At 68.4% G+C, this 14,028-nt stretch carries 16 protein-coding genes; 7 read left to right on the forward strand and 9 right to left on the reverse strand.

The features are described 5' to 3' along the window. Positions 1–28 precede the first annotated feature (28 nt). The 5 genes from ACFV9C_RS14925 to ACFV9C_RS14945 form a co-directional block, all read right to left on the reverse strand. A complete protein-coding gene (locus ACFV9C_RS14925) occupies positions 29–778 on the reverse strand; it encodes a succinate dehydrogenase/fumarate reductase iron-sulfur subunit (protein WP_380193882.1) in 750 nt (249 codons plus the stop codon). Further along, positions 775–2,652 carry a fumarate reductase/succinate dehydrogenase flavoprotein subunit gene (locus ACFV9C_RS14930; RefSeq protein ID WP_380193883.1) on the reverse strand — a complete coding sequence of 626 codons (1,878 nt, stop codon included), beginning with the start codon at positions 2,650–2,652 and terminating at the stop codon, positions 775–777. Before ACFV9C_RS14930 ends, ACFV9C_RS14925 begins: the two co-directional genes overlap by 4 nt. Before the next feature lie 7 nt (positions 2,653–2,659). After that, a complete protein-coding gene (locus tag ACFV9C_RS14935; RefSeq protein WP_380193885.1) occupies positions 2,660–3,460 on the reverse strand; it encodes a hypothetical protein in 801 nt (266 codons plus the stop codon). Next, positions 3,460–3,747, reverse strand: coding sequence for a hypothetical protein (locus tag ACFV9C_RS14940; RefSeq protein ID WP_380193886.1), 288 nt, complete (start codon positions 3,745–3,747; stop codon positions 3,460–3,462). Before ACFV9C_RS14940 ends, ACFV9C_RS14935 begins: the two co-directional genes overlap by 1 nt. A gap of 107 nt (positions 3,748–3,854) precedes the next feature. Continuing rightward, on the reverse strand, positions 3,855–4,481 hold the full coding sequence (locus ACFV9C_RS14945; protein ID WP_380193888.1) for a hypothetical protein: 627 nt from the start codon (positions 4,479–4,481) through the stop codon (positions 3,855–3,857). Positions 4,482–4,529: 48 nt separating this feature from the next. Here ACFV9C_RS14945 and ACFV9C_RS14950 point away from each other — a divergent pair, with 48 nt between their 5' ends. The 5 genes from ACFV9C_RS14950 (at position 4,530) to ACFV9C_RS14970 (ending at position 8,734) form a co-directional block, all read left to right on the forward strand. Next, positions 4,530–4,898 carry a (deoxy)nucleoside triphosphate pyrophosphohydrolase gene (locus ACFV9C_RS14950; protein WP_380193889.1) on the forward strand — a complete coding sequence of 123 codons (369 nt, stop codon included), beginning with the start codon at positions 4,530–4,532 and terminating at the stop codon, positions 4,896–4,898. Positions 4,899–5,036: 138 nt separating this feature from the next. Then, positions 5,037–5,333 (forward strand): LuxR C-terminal-related transcriptional regulator, encoded by a 297-nt coding sequence (locus tag ACFV9C_RS14955; RefSeq protein WP_380193891.1) that lies wholly within the window; start codon positions 5,037–5,039, stop codon positions 5,331–5,333. 32 nt (positions 5,334–5,365) lie between these two features. Then, positions 5,366–6,277, forward strand: coding sequence for an N-acetyl-1-D-myo-inositol-2-amino-2-deoxy-alpha-D-glucopyranoside deacetylase (mshB, locus tag ACFV9C_RS14960; RefSeq protein WP_380193893.1), 912 nt, complete (start codon positions 5,366–5,368; stop codon positions 6,275–6,277). A gap of 62 nt (positions 6,278–6,339) precedes the next feature. Next, positions 6,340–6,858 (forward strand): flavin reductase family protein, encoded by a 519-nt coding sequence (locus ACFV9C_RS14965; protein ID WP_380193894.1) that lies wholly within the window; start codon positions 6,340–6,342, stop codon positions 6,856–6,858. Positions 6,859–6,970: 112 nt separating this feature from the next. Further along, positions 6,971–8,734 (forward strand): VanW family protein, encoded by a 1,764-nt coding sequence (locus ACFV9C_RS14970; protein WP_380193896.1) that lies wholly within the window; start codon positions 6,971–6,973, stop codon positions 8,732–8,734. Here ACFV9C_RS14970 and ACFV9C_RS14975 read toward each other — a convergent pair. Beyond that, the gene (locus tag ACFV9C_RS14975; protein ID WP_380193898.1) at positions 8,731–9,168 is read right to left on the reverse strand and encodes a type II toxin-antitoxin system PemK/MazF family toxin; all 438 of its coding nucleotides are present in this window, start codon (positions 9,166–9,168) and stop codon (positions 8,731–8,733) included. The genes ACFV9C_RS14970 and ACFV9C_RS14975 overlap by 4 nt on opposite strands. Positions 9,169–9,222: 54 nt before the next feature. On the opposite strand from ACFV9C_RS14975, the gene ACFV9C_RS14980 reads away from it, so the two are divergent. After that, positions 9,223–10,587 carry an MFS transporter gene (locus tag ACFV9C_RS14980; protein ID WP_380193900.1) on the forward strand — a complete coding sequence of 455 codons (1,365 nt, stop codon included), beginning with the start codon at positions 9,223–9,225 and terminating at the stop codon, positions 10,585–10,587. Here the strand turns inward: ACFV9C_RS14980 and ACFV9C_RS14985 are convergent. Continuing rightward, positions 10,569–11,495, reverse strand: coding sequence for a GNAT family N-acetyltransferase (locus tag ACFV9C_RS14985; RefSeq protein ID WP_380193902.1), 927 nt, complete (start codon positions 11,493–11,495; stop codon positions 10,569–10,571). The two genes, ACFV9C_RS14980 and ACFV9C_RS14985, sit on opposite strands and share 19 nt — an antisense overlap. A 117-nt stretch (positions 11,496–11,612) precedes the next feature. On the opposite strand from ACFV9C_RS14985, the gene fdxA reads away from it, so the two are divergent. After that, on the forward strand, positions 11,613–11,939 hold the full coding sequence (fdxA, locus tag ACFV9C_RS14990; RefSeq protein ID WP_012923087.1) for a ferredoxin: 327 nt from the start codon (positions 11,613–11,615) through the stop codon (positions 11,937–11,939). A gap of 48 nt (positions 11,940–11,987) precedes the next feature. Here the strand turns inward: fdxA and ACFV9C_RS14995 are convergent, their stop codons facing one another. Together ACFV9C_RS14995 and dapD are read right to left on the reverse strand one after the other, a co-directional pair. Further along, positions 11,988–12,965, reverse strand: a complete 978-nt coding sequence (locus ACFV9C_RS14995; protein ID WP_380193904.1) for a hypothetical protein — start codon at positions 12,963–12,965, stop codon at positions 11,988–11,990. Between the two features lie 100 nt (positions 12,966–13,065). Continuing rightward, positions 13,066–13,995: a 2,3,4,5-tetrahydropyridine-2,6-dicarboxylate N-succinyltransferase gene (gene dapD, locus ACFV9C_RS15000; protein WP_380193906.1), complete on the reverse strand. Its 930-nt coding sequence runs from the start codon at positions 13,993–13,995 to the stop codon at positions 13,066–13,068. Positions 13,996–14,028 lie beyond the last annotated feature (33 nt).

A 14,028-nucleotide genomic window follows, 5' to 3' on the forward strand; every position in this document is an offset into this window, starting at 1 on the left:
GTTCCGGGGGCTCGGTGTGCTGCGGGTATCAGGCGCGGCGGCGGATCTTGTTGCCGAGCCAGACCAGCGGGTCGTACTTGCGGTCGACGACCCGTTCCTTCATCGGGATCAGCGCGTTGTCGGTGATCTTGATGTGTTCGGGGCAGACCTCGGTGCAGCACTTGGTGATGTTGCAGAAGCCGAGACCGTGCTGCTCCTGCGCCGCGTTCTGGCGGTCGGCGGTGTCGAGCGGGTGCATGTCGAGCTCGGCGATCCGCATCAGGAACCGCGGACCGGAGAAGTTCTCCTTGTTCTCCTCGTGGTCCCGGATCACGTGGCAGGTGTTCTGGCACAGGAAGCACTCGATGCACTTCCGGAACTCTTGCGAACGCTCGACGTCCTCCTGCTGCATCCGGTACTCACCGGGCTTCAGGTCCGCCGGCGGCTTGAAGGCCGGCACCTCGCGGGCCTTCTGGTAGTTGTACGAGACGTCCGTGACCAGGTCCCGGATCACCGGGAACGTCCGCATCGGCGTGACCGTGACGACCTCGTCCTCGGCGAACGTGTTCATCCGGCACATGCACATCAGCTTCGGCATGCCGTTGATCTCGGCGCTGCAGGAGCCGCACTTGCCGGCCTTGCAGTTCCACCGGACCGCCATGTCCGGCGTCTGGGTCGCCTGCAGCCGGTGGATGACGTCGAGGACGACCTCGCCCTCGTTCACCTCGACCTCGTAGTCCTTGAGCTCACCGCCCTCGGAGTCCCCACGCCAGACGCGGAACTTACCTTGGTAACTCATGTGGCCGGCAGCTCCTCATTCGTCAGGTACTTCTTCAGTTCGTCGACCTCGAACAGCTCGAGCAGGTCCTCGCGCATCGGGATCTGCTGCTCCTCGGACACGTTCACGTGGCCCTCGGCGTCGAGCTTGCAGACCAGCAGCTTCTTGCGCCAGTCGGCCGACATCGCCGGGAAGTCGTCCCGGGTGTGACCGCCGCGCGACTCCTGCCGCAGCAGCGCCGCACCGGCCACGCACTCGGACACGGTCAGCATGTTCCGCAGGTCCAGCGCCAGGTGCCAGCCCGGGTTGAACTGCCGGTGACCCTCGACCGTCATCTTCGTGATCCGGCCGCGGAACTCGGCCAGCCGGCCGAGCGCCTGCTCCATCTCGGCCTCCTTGCGGATGATGCCGACCAGGTCGTTCATCGACTGCTGCAGTTCCTGGTGGATCGTGTACGGGTTCTCGCCGCCCTCGAGCTCGAACGGCGCCAGCGCCTCCTCGGCGGCCGCGTCGACGTCGGCCTCGTCGATCGTCGGCCGCGCGGCCAGCGAGTCGACGTACGTCGACGCACCGAGGCCAGCGCGCCGCCCGAAGACCAGCAGGTCGGACAGCGAGTTGCCGCCGAGCCGGTTCGAGCCGTGCATGCCGCCGGCCACCTCACCGGCCGCGAACAGGCCCGGTACGACCGACGACGCGGTGTCCGGGTCGACCTCGACGCCGCCCATCACGTAGTGGCAGGTCGGGCCGACCTCCATCGGCTCCGCGGTGATGTCGACGTCGGCCAGCTCCTTGAACTGGTGGTGCATCGACGGCAGCTTCTTGATGATGGTCTCGGCGGGCAGCCGGCTGGACACGTCCAGGAAGACGCCGCCGTGCGGGGATCCGCGGCCGGCCTTGACCTCGGAGTTGATCGCCCGCGCCACCTCGTCGCGGGGCAGCAGCTCGGGTGGGCGCCGGTTGTTGGCCTGGTCCTCGTACCAGCGGTCGCCCTCCTCCTCGGTGGTCGCGTACTGCTCCTTGAACACGTCCGGGATGTACTCGAACATGAACCGCTTGCCCTCGGAGTTCGTCAGTACGCCGCCGTCGCCGCGGACCGACTCCGTCACCAGGATCCCCTTCACCGAGGGCGGCCAGACCATGCCCGTCGGGTGGAACTGGATGAACTCCATGTTGATCAGCGTCGCGCCCGCCCGCATCGCGAGGGCGTGGCCGTCACCGGTGTACTCCCACGAGTTCGAGGTGACCTTGAAGGACTTGCCGACGCCGCCGGTGGCGAGCACCACGGCGGGCGTCTCGAAGACGACGAAGCGACCCGACTCGCGCCAGTACCCGAAGGCACCCGAGATGGCGTCGCCGTCCTTCAGCAGGTCGGTGATCGTGCACTCCGCGTAGACCTTGAGGTTCGCCTCGTAGTCGCCGGTCTTCTCGAAGTCCTCCTGCTGCAGCGAGACGATCTTCTGCTGCAGCGTCCGGATCAGCTCGAGGCCGGTGCGGTCACCGATGTGCGCGAGCCGCGGGTACGTGTGGCCGCCGAAGTTGCGCTGGCTGATCCGGCCGTCGGGCGTCCGGTCGAACAGCGCGCCGTACGTCTCCAGCTCCCAGACCCGGTCCGGTGCCTCCTGGGCGTGCAGCTCGGCCATCCGCCAGTTGTTCAGGAACTTGCCGCCGCGCATGGTGTCGCGGTAGTGCACCTGCCAGTTGTCGTCCGAGTTCACGTTGCCCATCGCCGCCGCGCAGCCGCCCTCGGCCATCACGGTGTGCGCCTTGCCGAACAGCGACTTGCAGATGATCGCGGTGCGCTTGCCCTGCTCGCGGGCTTCGATCGCGGCGCGCAGGCCGGCACCGCCGGCCCCGATCACCACGACGTCATAGGTGTGTCGTTCGAGCTCAGTCATGACATCCTCAGTTGATGAAGCGCAGGTCGGAGAACCATCCGGCGGAGACCGCCATGATGTAGAAGTCGGTCAGGATCACGGTGAACAGCGACGTCATCGCGAAGGTGCCGTGCTTCGGGTTCAGCTTGGACACGAAGGTCCAGTACCGGTAGCGCATCGGGTGCTTGGAAAAGTTCTTCAGCCGGCCGCCGACGATGTGCCGGCAGGCGTGGCAGGACAGCGTGTACAGCCACAGGCAGACGAGGTTGATCCAGATGATCAGCGTGCCGAGGCCGATGCCGAAGCCGCCGCCCTTGCCGTGGAAGGCCTGGACGCCGTCGTAGATGTTCAGCAGGCCGAAGAGCAGCGCACCGTAGAAGAAGTAGCGGTGCAGGTTCAGCGCGATCAGCGGGAACTTCCGCTCACCGGTGTACGCCTTGTGCGGCTCGGGCACCGCGCACGCGGCCGGCGCGAAGAACAGCGACCGGTAGCCCGCTTTGCGGTAGTAGTAGCAGGTGCCGCGGAAGCCGGCCAGGACCACGAACGTGATCAGGCTGAACGGCAAGAAGCGCGGGAAGTTGCCGAACCAGGTGCCGAGATGGCTCGAGCCCTCGACACAACTACTCGTCACACACGGCGAGTACAGCGGGGTGAGGTAGTGGTACGCATCGACCCAGTACCACTTGTTCATGAAGATCCGGATCGTCGCGTAGACGATGAAGAACAGCAGGATCACGCCGATGCGCAACGGCGCGAGCCACCATTTGTCGGATCTTGCGGTCTTGAGGCCAACTTGAGCGCGGCCCGGGCTGCTTACACCGGTGGCCATCAGGGGGCGTGCCTATCTGGGGCGCCGAAGCCTTCATGCTCCGCGCCGGTCCACATGGACGCGTCATACTCCACGTCGGGAATCTCCTCGAGTTCCTCCGGAACTGGTCCGGGCCTGTGCCTGGGGTCGGGCGGGCCCAGCTCCGCGAGATCGTCGCTCAGCCGGGCCACGTCGGACACCAGGCGGCGGATGCCGAGGGTGTCACCGTACTCCTGGCTGAGTCTGCCGACGGCGGCGTGCAGCCCTTCGAGTGCGCGGGCGACTGCGGCAACCTCGCTGTTGCTCATGCCGACTCCAGTGATGGTGATGTAGCTGTCAGTATGGGCACACTTTGCCCCTGCCGAGCGCGCAACGGAAGACCCCTCGGTACGGCGTGTTTCCAGTTAGGCTTACCTCAGTTGCGACCGGCCGTCGGGTGGAGTAATGGAGCGAATCCGGCCTGCAGTACAAGAAGATTCGCGGGCGGCGTCAACGTCTCGACCTGCTCCAACCCACGCGGCCGCACCGGCAACCCGTACCCGTCCCATGCCCAAGGCAACACCCGTCCACCCAGCACCAGCGCAGGCGCCCCGTCGAACCGCACCATGGCCCCATCAGGCAGTTCAGAGAAGTTCTGGGTAGTAGTCCGCTGCCGCCGGGTACGAGATTCGACCCGCTGGTAGTGCAGCACGGCATCCATCTCGGCCGCCCGCGGACGCTCGCCCAGAGAGTTGGCGGCAGCCCAGGCCCCGGCGTACGACAAGAAATCTCTACGCCTGCAGTAATGACAAGGACGGTGCCCGGCTGCCAGCGCCACCGCCTCGTCGAAGAAGAACAGCGCGGTCCAGCGCCCCGGCGGCATCGGATCGCGCCGGATCCCCTTCCACTCAAGGACGCAGCAGATCCACGCATTCGAGCGCCAGCGGGTCGTCCCGAGTGTCCGGTCCGGGCGGTGGATGCTGCCGCGGTTGCCCATCAGCAACCCGCGGCCGGTGCCGGCCACGATCTCCTGGGTGGGCAGAACCCTGTTCTGCAAGGGCATATGAGCATCGTGCCGCATGGCGCGGACAGTTTCTGGCAGAGTCGCGACATGAAGACTGTGGTCGGAGTGGCCGTGGTAGCGGACGGCCGGGTGCTGGCGGCGTACCGGCCGGGGGTGGACGGCGGGTGGGAGTTCCCGGGCGGGAAGGTGGAGCCGGGGGAGACCGACGAGCAGGCCGCTGTCCGGGAGATCCGCGAGGAGCTGGACTTCGAGATCAAGGTCGGGGAATCGCTCGGGCCCGCGGTGAACATCTCGGCCGAGTACCAGCTGCACGTCTATCTCGCGACAGTGGTTTCCGGCGATCCGGTACTGCGGGAACACTCGGAGCTGAGGTGGTTCGCGGCCGCCGAGCTGGACGAAACCGGCTGGCTGATCCCGGATCGGCCCTTCGTCAGCGAACTCCGTACCAGATTGTAAGTGGTACACATCACACCGCCGCCCGGCGCCGAGTGCTCACGCTCCGGAACTGTATGGGTCGTTTGTATGGGTTGTACCTGGCGAGTGGTCCAGCCGCCGGATGAGAATCCTTGCCTGACTCTTGGGGAGGAGTGACGCATGTCGGTGTACCCGGCAGTTCCGGTGGTGCGGAGAGAAGACTTCGCGCCGGAGGTCGTGTGTGAGGTGTACGAGCTCGGTTCGCACCGGCGGACGCCCGCCGCGGTCAAGGAGCTGACCAGCCGCCAGGTGGCGATCGGCCGGATGATGTCGACCGGTGCCAAGGACGCCGCGATCGCCCGCGACCTCGGGCTCTCGCTGCGGACCGTGCGCGCCGAGATCAGCGCGCTGATCAAGGGCCTGGGCGCGAAGTCGCGATTCCAGGCGGGCTGCCTGCTGGTTCGCCGCTTCGGCTGAGAACTGTCCGGAGGCCGACGTAGGCTTTCGGCATGGTTGAGCTTGCTGAGCGCCGGCTGCTGCTGGTGCACGCCCACCCGGACGACGAAACCATCAACAACGGTGTGACGATGGCGCGATATGTGGCCGAGGGAGCGCACGTCACGCTGATCACCTGCACCCTCGGCGAAGAGGGCGAGGTGCTGGTCCCCGAGCTGGCGCACCTGGCCGCCGACCAGACCGACGGCCTCGGCCGGCACCGGATCGGCGAGCTGGCGAACGCGATGTCCGAGCTCGGTGTCACCGACCACCGGTTCCTCGGCGACGCGGGCAAGTACCGCGACACCGGGATGATCTACAACGACCACGGCAACGCGGACGTCCCGCCGGAGACCCGCAAGGACAGCTTCTGGCAGGCCGACCTGCTCGACGCGGCGAACGACCTGGTCCCGGTCATCCGCGAGCTCCGCCCGCAGGTCCTGGTCACCTACGACCAGTGGGGCAACTACGGCCACCCGGACCACATCAAGGCGCACCGGGTCGCCATGTACGCCGCGGACCTGGCCGCCGCCCGCTCGTACCGTGAGGACCTCGGCGAGGCCTGGGCCATCCCGAAGATCTACTGGACCGCGATGGCCGAGTCGCCGATGCGCGAGCAGCTGCGGGCGCTCCGCGACGCCGGCGACACCACGACGTTCGAGGGCATGGACCCGGACGGCCCGCTGCCGCCGATGATCACCCCGGACCGGCTGATCGACTGCGTGATCTCCGGCGACGAGTACCTGGACCGGAAGATGAACGCGATGAAGGCGCACGCCACCCAGATCACCGTGGACGGCCCGTTCTTCGCGCTGTCCAACAACAACGGCAACCAGATCTGGGCGTCCGAGCCGTACCGGTTGGTCCGCGGCACCGCCGCACCGGACGCCGACGGCCTCGAGCACGACCTCTTCGCCGGCCTGTAGACCGGCGCTGAGGTGACCCTTTCCACACGCTCGGTCGAGTGAACAAGGCATAACCTGCTGACGTGTCCTCGACCGAGCCCAGTGGGAGCGTCCCCGCCGCGGAGTTCCGTGCCGCGCTCGGGCGGTTCGCGTCCGGGATCACGATCATGAGCACGTTGCAGGACGGCGTCGCGCACGCGATGACCGCGAACGCGTTCACCTCGGTGTCGCTCGATCCGCCGCTGGTGCTGGTCTGTGTGGACAAGGGCGTCCGGATGCACGCCGCCGTCCTGGACTGCGGGTACTGGGCGATCTCGGTGCTGGCCGCGGAGCAGCAGCCGGTCGCGGAGCGGTTCGCCCGGTCCGGGCGGGACCTGTACAGCCAGTTCGACGGCATCGCCACCACGGCCGGCCCGAAGACCGGGTGCGCGACCGTCGACGGGGCGCTGTCCTGGCTGGAGTGCCGCACCTGGGCGACGTACGACGGGGGCGACCACACGATCGTGGTGGGCGAGGTGCTGAGCCTCGGGACCGGCGGTCCGGACGATCCGGGAGCGCTGCTGTACTCGTCCGGTCACTACCGGAAACTGCCCGGAAACTGACCGTTGTCCCCGGGGCAACCCGGGGCTGCCCCGCTGGCCTGCCGGACCTCGAGCGTCCCGTAGGATGTGCGCTTGTGCCCTGACCACGGCTCGTGCAGGAGGACTCTTTCCGGTGGGGAGAAAGCAGCTCGCGGGGATCATCGCCGCCGCGGGGCTCGGTGTGATCGTCGTCGGGTACGGCGCCGCGTTCGCGTTCGCAGGCGCCAAGATCCCGGCTGACACGACCGTGCTCGGGATCCCGATCGGGGGCCTCTCGAAGGACGCCGCGCAGGCGAAGCTGACCGACGGCCTGAAGGACCGGGTGGCCGCGCCGATCGCGCTGACCGCCGGCGGGTCCAAGTTCCAGGTGGTGCCGGCCGACGCCGGGCTGTCCGTGGACGTCGGCAAAACCGTCGACGCCGCCGGTGCGGGCCGCAGCCTGGCGCCCGGCCGGATCTGGCACGCGCTCACCGGCGGCGACGCGGTCGACCCGGTGGTCACCAAGGACGACGGGAAACTGAAGGCCGCGGTCGACAAGCTGGCCGCCCAGGTGAACCGCAAGGCCACCGAGGGCACGATCACGTTCAAGGGCACCCAGCCGGTCAAGCACGAGCCCGCCGAGGGCCTTGAACTCGACACCGCGAAGGCGACCGACGCGGTGGTCGCGGCGTACCCGGCGGACGGGCAGCCGAAGGAGCTGCCGGTCAGTACGACGAAGCCGCAGGCCGCCTCCGAGGCGATCGACAAGGCCGTCAAGGACTTCGCCGAGCCGGCCATGGCCGGTCCGGTCCGGCTGGCGGTCGGCTCGAAGTCGGTCGACCTGACGCCCGCCGAGCTCGCTCCGGCGCTGTCGGTCACCGTCCAGGAGGGCAAGGTCATCCCGGCGCTGAACACCAAGGCCCTGGAGCCGCTGTTCCAGCAGCGTTTCAAGACCCTGGAGACGCTGCCGAAGGACGCGACGGTGCAAATCGTCGGCGCCGGCCCGAAGGTGGTCCCGGCCGTCGACGGCGTGGTCGTCGACCGGACGAAGATCGGCGCCGCGATCCTGTCGGTGCTGCCGAAGCCGGCCGGCGAACGGCGGGCCGTCGTACCGCTGATCCCGACCAAGGCGAAGTTCACCACCGAGCAGGCGACCGCGCTCGGGATCACCCAGAAGATGGGCGAGTTCCAGACCGAGTTCCCGGACGCGGCGTACCGCAACATCAACATCGGTACGGCGGCGCGGAAGATCAACGGGACGCTGCTGAAGCCGAACGAGATGTTCAGCCTGAACAAGATCGTCGGCGAGCGGACCAAGGAGAACGGGTTCACCGAGGGCTACATCATCAGCGGCGGGAAGTTCGAGAAGGACCTCGGCGGCGGTGTCTCGCAGTCGGCGACCACGACGTTCAACGCGGCGTTCTTCGCCGGGCTGAAGCTCGTCGAGCACAAGGCGCACAGCGTCTACATCAGCCGCTACCCGGTCGGTCGCGAAGCGACTGTCGCCTGGCCGTCGCTGGACCTGAAGTTCCAGAACGACTCCGGCCACGGGGTGCTGGTGCAGACCGTGTTCAAGTCCTCGACCGCGGGCAGCAAGGGCAGCATCCGGGTGATCATCTGGGGAACCAGGTTCTGGGACGTCACCGCCGGGCAGTCCTCGAAGACGAACGTCCGGCAGCCGAAGGTCGTCTACAACACCGCCGCCAAGTGCGAGGCGCAGGCGCCGACGCCGGGCTTCGACATCACGATCTACCGGTACCTGGCGAAGAACGGCGTCCGGCAGAAGACCGAGTCGTTCACCACCAAGTACAACGCGGCCGACGACATCCGCTGCGGACCGCAACCCGGCACGGTCACCCCGCCGCCAGGCACCACGACAACCCCACCGCCACCAGGCCGAGGCCACAAACCGAACTAACCCCGGTGGAGTTTGTGCAGTCCCGCCGCGACCTGGTCGAAGAGTTCCTGCTCGATGACCGCGCCTTCGCGGCGGACCTGCTGCGGGTCGATCCGTAGCACCCGGTCCAGCCGTACTTCGCTGTTCCGGTGCTCCTTGTCCCACGGGCCGCTGCCGATGTCCAGCCAGACCCGGCCCCAGCGCGCCTCGTCGGCGGCGTCCCGGTCGTGGTCCTTGCTGGTCAGGATCAGTGCGAGCAGGTACGGCTCGTCCCAGCCGACCACGAGCACCGGCCGGTCCTTGCCGCGGGTGTAGTCCTCCTCGAACGGCACCCAGGTCCAGACGATCTCACCCGGATCCGCCACCCCGTCGTCCGGATGCGGTGTGTACTCGACCCGCACGGTCCCCTCGAAGTCCCCCGCGTACTCCGGCCGCTCGACCACGTGATCCGCCATGGCATGCGAGCGTAGCGCCCTCACATCTCGGTGGGCTCACACCGTTCAACGCACGTGCTCATCACTCGCAACCGGGGCGCGGTACTCGCCGTGCTGCTCACCGGTCAGTTCATGGCCAACATCGACAACGCGGTGGCGAACATCGCCGGACCGTCGATCGGGACCGACCTGCACGCCTCGCCGGGCGCGGTCGGGCTGGTCGTCTCCGGGTACGTCGTCGCGTTCGCCGTCCTGCTTGTCACCGGCGCTCGGCTCGGCACGTCGCTCGGCTACCGCCGGACGTTCCTGCTCGGCCTGACCGTCTTCACCGCCGCGTCCCTCGCCTGCGGTCTCGCGCCCGGCCTCGGCACGCTGGTCGGGGCGCGCTTCGTCCAGGGCGCCGGGGCCGCGCTGATGGTGCCGCAGGTGCTCAGCGGCATCCAGCTGCACTTCCACGGCCGCGACCGGCTGAAGGCGCTCGGGTACTTCTCGATCGCGCTGTCCGGCGGCGCGGTGGCTGGGCAGTTGCTCGGCGGCGTACTGATCGCCGCGAACCTGTTCGGCACCGGCTGGCGCCCGATCTTCCTGGTCAACGTGCCGATCGGCGTCGGACTGCTGATCGCCGGCCGCCGCCTGCTCCCACCCGACCCGGCCGGCCGCCGGGACCGCCTGGACCTCGGCGGCGTCTTCGTCCTCTGTACGGCGGTTCTGCTCGTCATCGTGCCGCTCCTGCTCGGTGCTGAACGCGGATGGCCCACCTGGTCCTGGCTGTGCCTCCTGCTGAGCGTTCCGGCGCTGCTGCTCTTCGAGCACGGCGAACGGCGTACGGCGGCACGTGGTGGTCGACCGCTCATCGCGCGGGAGGTGCTCGGCAGCAGGTCTGTCCGCGCGGGGCTGCTCGCCCACGGGTGCACCAGCGGCTCGTACTTCGCCCTGCTGTTCGTACTCGCCCTTTACCTGCAGGGCGGGTTGCACAAGGGTCCGGCGTACTCCGGGTTCGCCATGGTGGTGTGGGTGGCTGCTTTCGGGCTGGCGGGGCCTGTGCTGCCGAAACTGCGCAGGGGAGTGCAGTGGATGCCTGTTGTGGGCTGTTTGGTGCTGGCGGCGGGCTATGTGTGCGTGCTGGCGTATCTGGTGCTGGGCGGGCGTAGCGGGCCGTTGCTGTTCGTTCTGCTCGGTGTTGGCGGGTTGGGGCTGGGGATCAGCGCCAACACGTTGATCGGCGCGGTGACGTCCAGCTTGCCGCCGTCGTACGCCGCTGACCTGTCCGGGGTGGTTGCTACCAACGCACAGCTGTCTGGTGCGTTGGGGGTTGCTGTGGCGGGCTCTGCGTACACCGCGCTCTCTGCTGATCCCGGGAGGGCGCTGAGCGTCGTACTGGCCGGGTTCGCGGTGCTGGCGCTGGTCGGGGCCGGTGCGGCTCAGCGGTTGGTGAGGTAGCGGTAGCGGTACGCCTCGTGATAGCCGAGGTGGGTGTAGGTGGTCAGCGCTGGGGTGTTCTCCAGCAGGACTTCCAGGTAGGTACGGCGGCCGCCCTCCGGGCCCGACCAGCGCGCCAGACCCTGGACGATCGCCGTACCGAGCCCGCGGCGGCGGAACCCGTCCGCCACGCGGATCGAGTCCACCCCGAGCCAATGCCCCGTCATCGACCCCCGCCCGACCGCCACAACCCGCCCGTCCAGGCTGATCGACGCAAACCTCGCCTTCGCCGCCCCTTCCAGTACCTGCGGTGCAACAACCGGTACTGGGCCCTCGAAAGCAGCCGCATACCACGCATCATTCGGCCGCTCAGTCAGCTCAACCTCGTACCCAGGTGCAGCATTCACATGATCCAGTGTGGTGTGCATGACGAGTACGTCGGACTGCTCCGGGCGGGCATCCACCCAGCCGAGAGCACGAATCTCCTGGTCGAACGGACTACCGACGCGGACCTGAACCTGTGGGCGGAGTTGACGCTCTGTATAGAACGCGACCGTCTGGTCGAGGGCCTCCGCGAGCGGGACGCCGGGGTTGCCGCCGGGGAGCAGGGAGTTGGCGCGGCCGGTCCAGCCGGCGGATGCCCGGAGCAACCACTGGCCGATGTACGCCCGTTCCACGGCAGGGCGGCCGAGCGACGCGGTCAGGAACAGTTGGTCGACGTCCACCGGGCGGAGCGGCAGTTCGGGGATCTGCTTGGCAGCGGCGATGTCCGCGACCGGGATGTCGTACAGCGTGCTGTCCGCGTGCCGGACGGTGACGAGTTCCGGCGTACCTGCCTGCAGGACGCCGATCACGTCGGTCAGGCCGCCGGGAATGCGGTGCCGGACGACGACACGGTGGCCGATATCACGGACACCAAGGCCTGACACGATCCGGACTCCTGGCACAGTGGGCGACGTACTACCGTGATACTAGAGATACTCGCATCACCGCATCGCAGCACCCCGAAATCAGCGCTGCGCTTGCCTGCCATAGGAGGAGTAGCAGTGACCTACGTCATCGCGCAGCCGTGTGTTGACCTGAAGGACCTCGCGTGTGTCGAGGAGTGCCCCGTCGACTGCATCTACGAGGGCAACCGGATGCTGTACATCCACCCCGACGAGTGCGTCGACTGCGGAGCCTGTGAGCCGGTCTGCCCGGTGGAGGCGATCTACTACGAGGACGACACTCCGGAGCAGTGGAAGGACTACTACACCGCGAACGTCGACTTCTTCAACGACCTCGGCTCGCCGGGCGGTGCGTCCAAGCTCGGCAAGATCGACAAGGACCACCCGTTCATCGCGGCCCTGCCGCCGCAGGAACACGACGAGTAGACAGTAGCTGACAGAGAGTAGGGCATCCGAGCGGGTGCCCTACTTCTGTTATTGCGCCAGAACGTCCACGTGGACGTGGTCGAGGTGCCTGAGGATCTTCGGGTCGCCGGATCGTTCCGGTGGGGTGTACTTGCGCCAGCCCGCGTCCGACTGCCCGCCCGCGGTCCAGATCTTGTCGCTGAAGATCACCGTCTGGATGTTCAGCAGCTTCGCCCGGGCGACCAGGTACTGCGCGATCGCCCACCCCCTGGTGGTGTTCGCCGCCGAGATCGGCCGGACGAACACGTCGATCGCCCGCCCGTCGTAGTGCGCCGACCCCTCCATGTGCCCGGTCCGCACCCCGCCTGCCTCGTACCCGCCGGTCGACAGCTTCCCGAACGTCCGCGCCAGGTCCTTGCGGACCGCCTCCGCGCGCGGGGTCAGCCCGTTCTTCCCCATCGTCTCCTGCGGTACGTCGGTCGTGTTCACCGTGCAGCTGAACACGCTCTCCGACTGCCCGGTCAGCGACGACGCCAGCACCCGGGCGTCCGCCTCGTGGTCGGCGTACGCGTTCGGGAACGCGCTGCGCTGCACCTTGTCCGCGGCGACCGTGATCGGGAGGCTCTGGTAGTTCGCGATCTTCACCAGCGCGTCGTAGAACCGCCCGGTCGCGTAGTACGGGTTCTGGACCTCTTTCGCCGTACCCCAGCCCTGCGACGGCCGCTGCTGGAACAGCCCGAGCGAGTCCCGGTCGCCGTGCGCGAGGTTCCGCAGGTTCGACTCCTGGTACGCCGTGGCGAGCGCGATCGTCGCCGCCCGGGCCGGCAGCCCGCGGCGGACCGCGATGCCCGCGATGATCGCCGCGGACTCGGCCTGCTCGAAGTCGAGCACGACCTGCTGCCCGTTCACGGTCGCGGTGCACTGCTCGGGCGGCGGCAGGATGTTCGCGATGTTCTTGCCGCCGAGCCAGGCGATCCCGGCGCCGATCGCGAGGCTGAGCACGCCGATGCCACCCAGGACGACGAGGGCACCACGCTTCACCGGCATACCGCTCCCAACGGTCGAGGGCAGCAGACAGTTTCGCGGGTCACGTACTGATTGACGTGGTCAGCCTCACGGTGGTTGGCAAAGTCATCCTTTCGGACGATCAGGCGTTGGCGTGCAGTGCCTCGTTCAGCGTGATGCCCTCGCCCTGCCGCGGGCGGGCCTCGACGGCGCCGGTGACCGAGTTCCGGAGGAACAGCAGGCCGGGCTGCCCGGACAGGTCGCGAGCCTTCACGACCGTGCCGTCGGGGAGCGTGACCTTGGTGCCGGCGGTCACGTACAGCCCCGCCTCGACCACGCAGTCGTCGCCGAGCGAGATGCCGGTGCCGCCGTTCGCGCCGAGCAGGCAGCGCTTGCCGATCGAGATCACCTGCTTGCCGCCGCCGGACAGCGTGCCCATGATCGACGCGCCGGCGCCGATGTCGCTGCCGTCGTCGACCACCACACCGGCGACGATCCGGCCCTCGACCATCGACGTACCGAGCGTGCCGGCGTTGAAGTTCACGAAGCCCTCGTGCATCACGGTGGTCCCGGAGGCGAGGTGCGCGCCGAGCCGGACCCGGTCCGCGTCGCCGATCCGGACCCCGGACGGTACGACGTAGTCGGTCATCCGCGGGAACTTGTCGACGCTGGTCACGCTCAGGTGCTGGCCCGCGGCGCGGGTGCGCAGCCGGACGTTCTCGACCTCGTCGACGGGGACCGGGCCGAGCGACGTCCACGCGTTGTTCGGGAGCGCGGCGAAGATGCCGTCCAGGTTGACGCCGTGCGGGCGGACGAGGCGGTGGCTGAGCAGGTGCAGCCGCAGGTACGCGTCCGCCGTACCGCTCGGGGCCTCGTCGAGGACCAGCTCGGTCGTGACCACCGCACGCCGTACCTGCCGGAGGTCGTCGTTCCCCTCGGCGGCGACCAGCTCGGCCGGGGCCTTGGCGTCGGCCGGCCGGGACCCGAGCGCGGGCGCCGGGTACCAGACGTCCAGGACGTCCCCGGCGGTGGTAACGGTGGCAAGGCCGAAGCCCCAGGCGTGGTTCGTCATGCGTACACCCTAATTCGGGAGCCCTCGGTGCCG

The organism is Kribbella sp. NPDC059898 (genome assembly GCF_042730855.1).
Classification (GTDB): domain Bacteria; phylum Actinomycetota; class Actinomycetes; order Propionibacteriales; family Kribbellaceae; genus Kribbella.

Bases quoted from the DNA above. Each gene is read 5' to 3' on its own strand.
- ACFV9C_RS14945 (WP_380193888.1), bottom strand. From the start codon at position 4,481: ATGCCCTTGCAGAACAGGGTTCTGCCCACCCAGGAGATCGTGGCCGGC.
- ACFV9C_RS14940 (WP_380193886.1), bottom strand. From the start codon at position 3,747: ATGAGCAACAGCGAGGTTGCCGCAGTCGCCCGCGCACTCGAAGGGCTG.
- mshB (WP_380193893.1), top strand. From the start codon at position 5,366: ATGGTTGAGCTTGCTGAGCGCCGGCTGCTGCTGGTGCACGCCCACCCG.
- ACFV9C_RS14930 (WP_380193883.1), bottom strand. From the start codon at position 2,652: ATGACTGAGCTCGAACGACACACCTATGACGTCGTGGTGATCGGGGCC.
- ACFV9C_RS14955 (WP_380193891.1), top strand. From the start codon at position 5,037: ATGTCGGTGTACCCGGCAGTTCCGGTGGTGCGGAGAGAAGACTTCGCG.
- ACFV9C_RS14925 (WP_380193882.1), bottom strand. From the start codon at position 778: ATGAGTTACCAAGGTAAGTTCCGCGTCTGGCGTGGGGACTCCGAGGGC.
- ACFV9C_RS14950 (WP_380193889.1), top strand. From the start codon at position 4,530: ATGAAGACTGTGGTCGGAGTGGCCGTGGTAGCGGACGGCCGGGTGCTG.
- dapD (WP_380193906.1), bottom strand. From the start codon at position 13,995: ATGACGAACCACGCCTGGGGCTTCGGCCTTGCCACCGTTACCACCGCC.
- ACFV9C_RS14975 (WP_380193898.1), bottom strand. From the start codon at position 9,168: ATGGCGGATCACGTGGTCGAGCGGCCGGAGTACGCGGGGGACTTCGAG.
- ACFV9C_RS14995 (WP_380193904.1), bottom strand. From the start codon at position 12,965: ATGCCGGTGAAGCGTGGTGCCCTCGTCGTCCTGGGTGGCATCGGCGTG.
- ACFV9C_RS14935 (WP_380193885.1), bottom strand. From the start codon at position 3,460: ATGGCCACCGGTGTAAGCAGCCCGGGCCGCGCTCAAGTTGGCCTCAAG.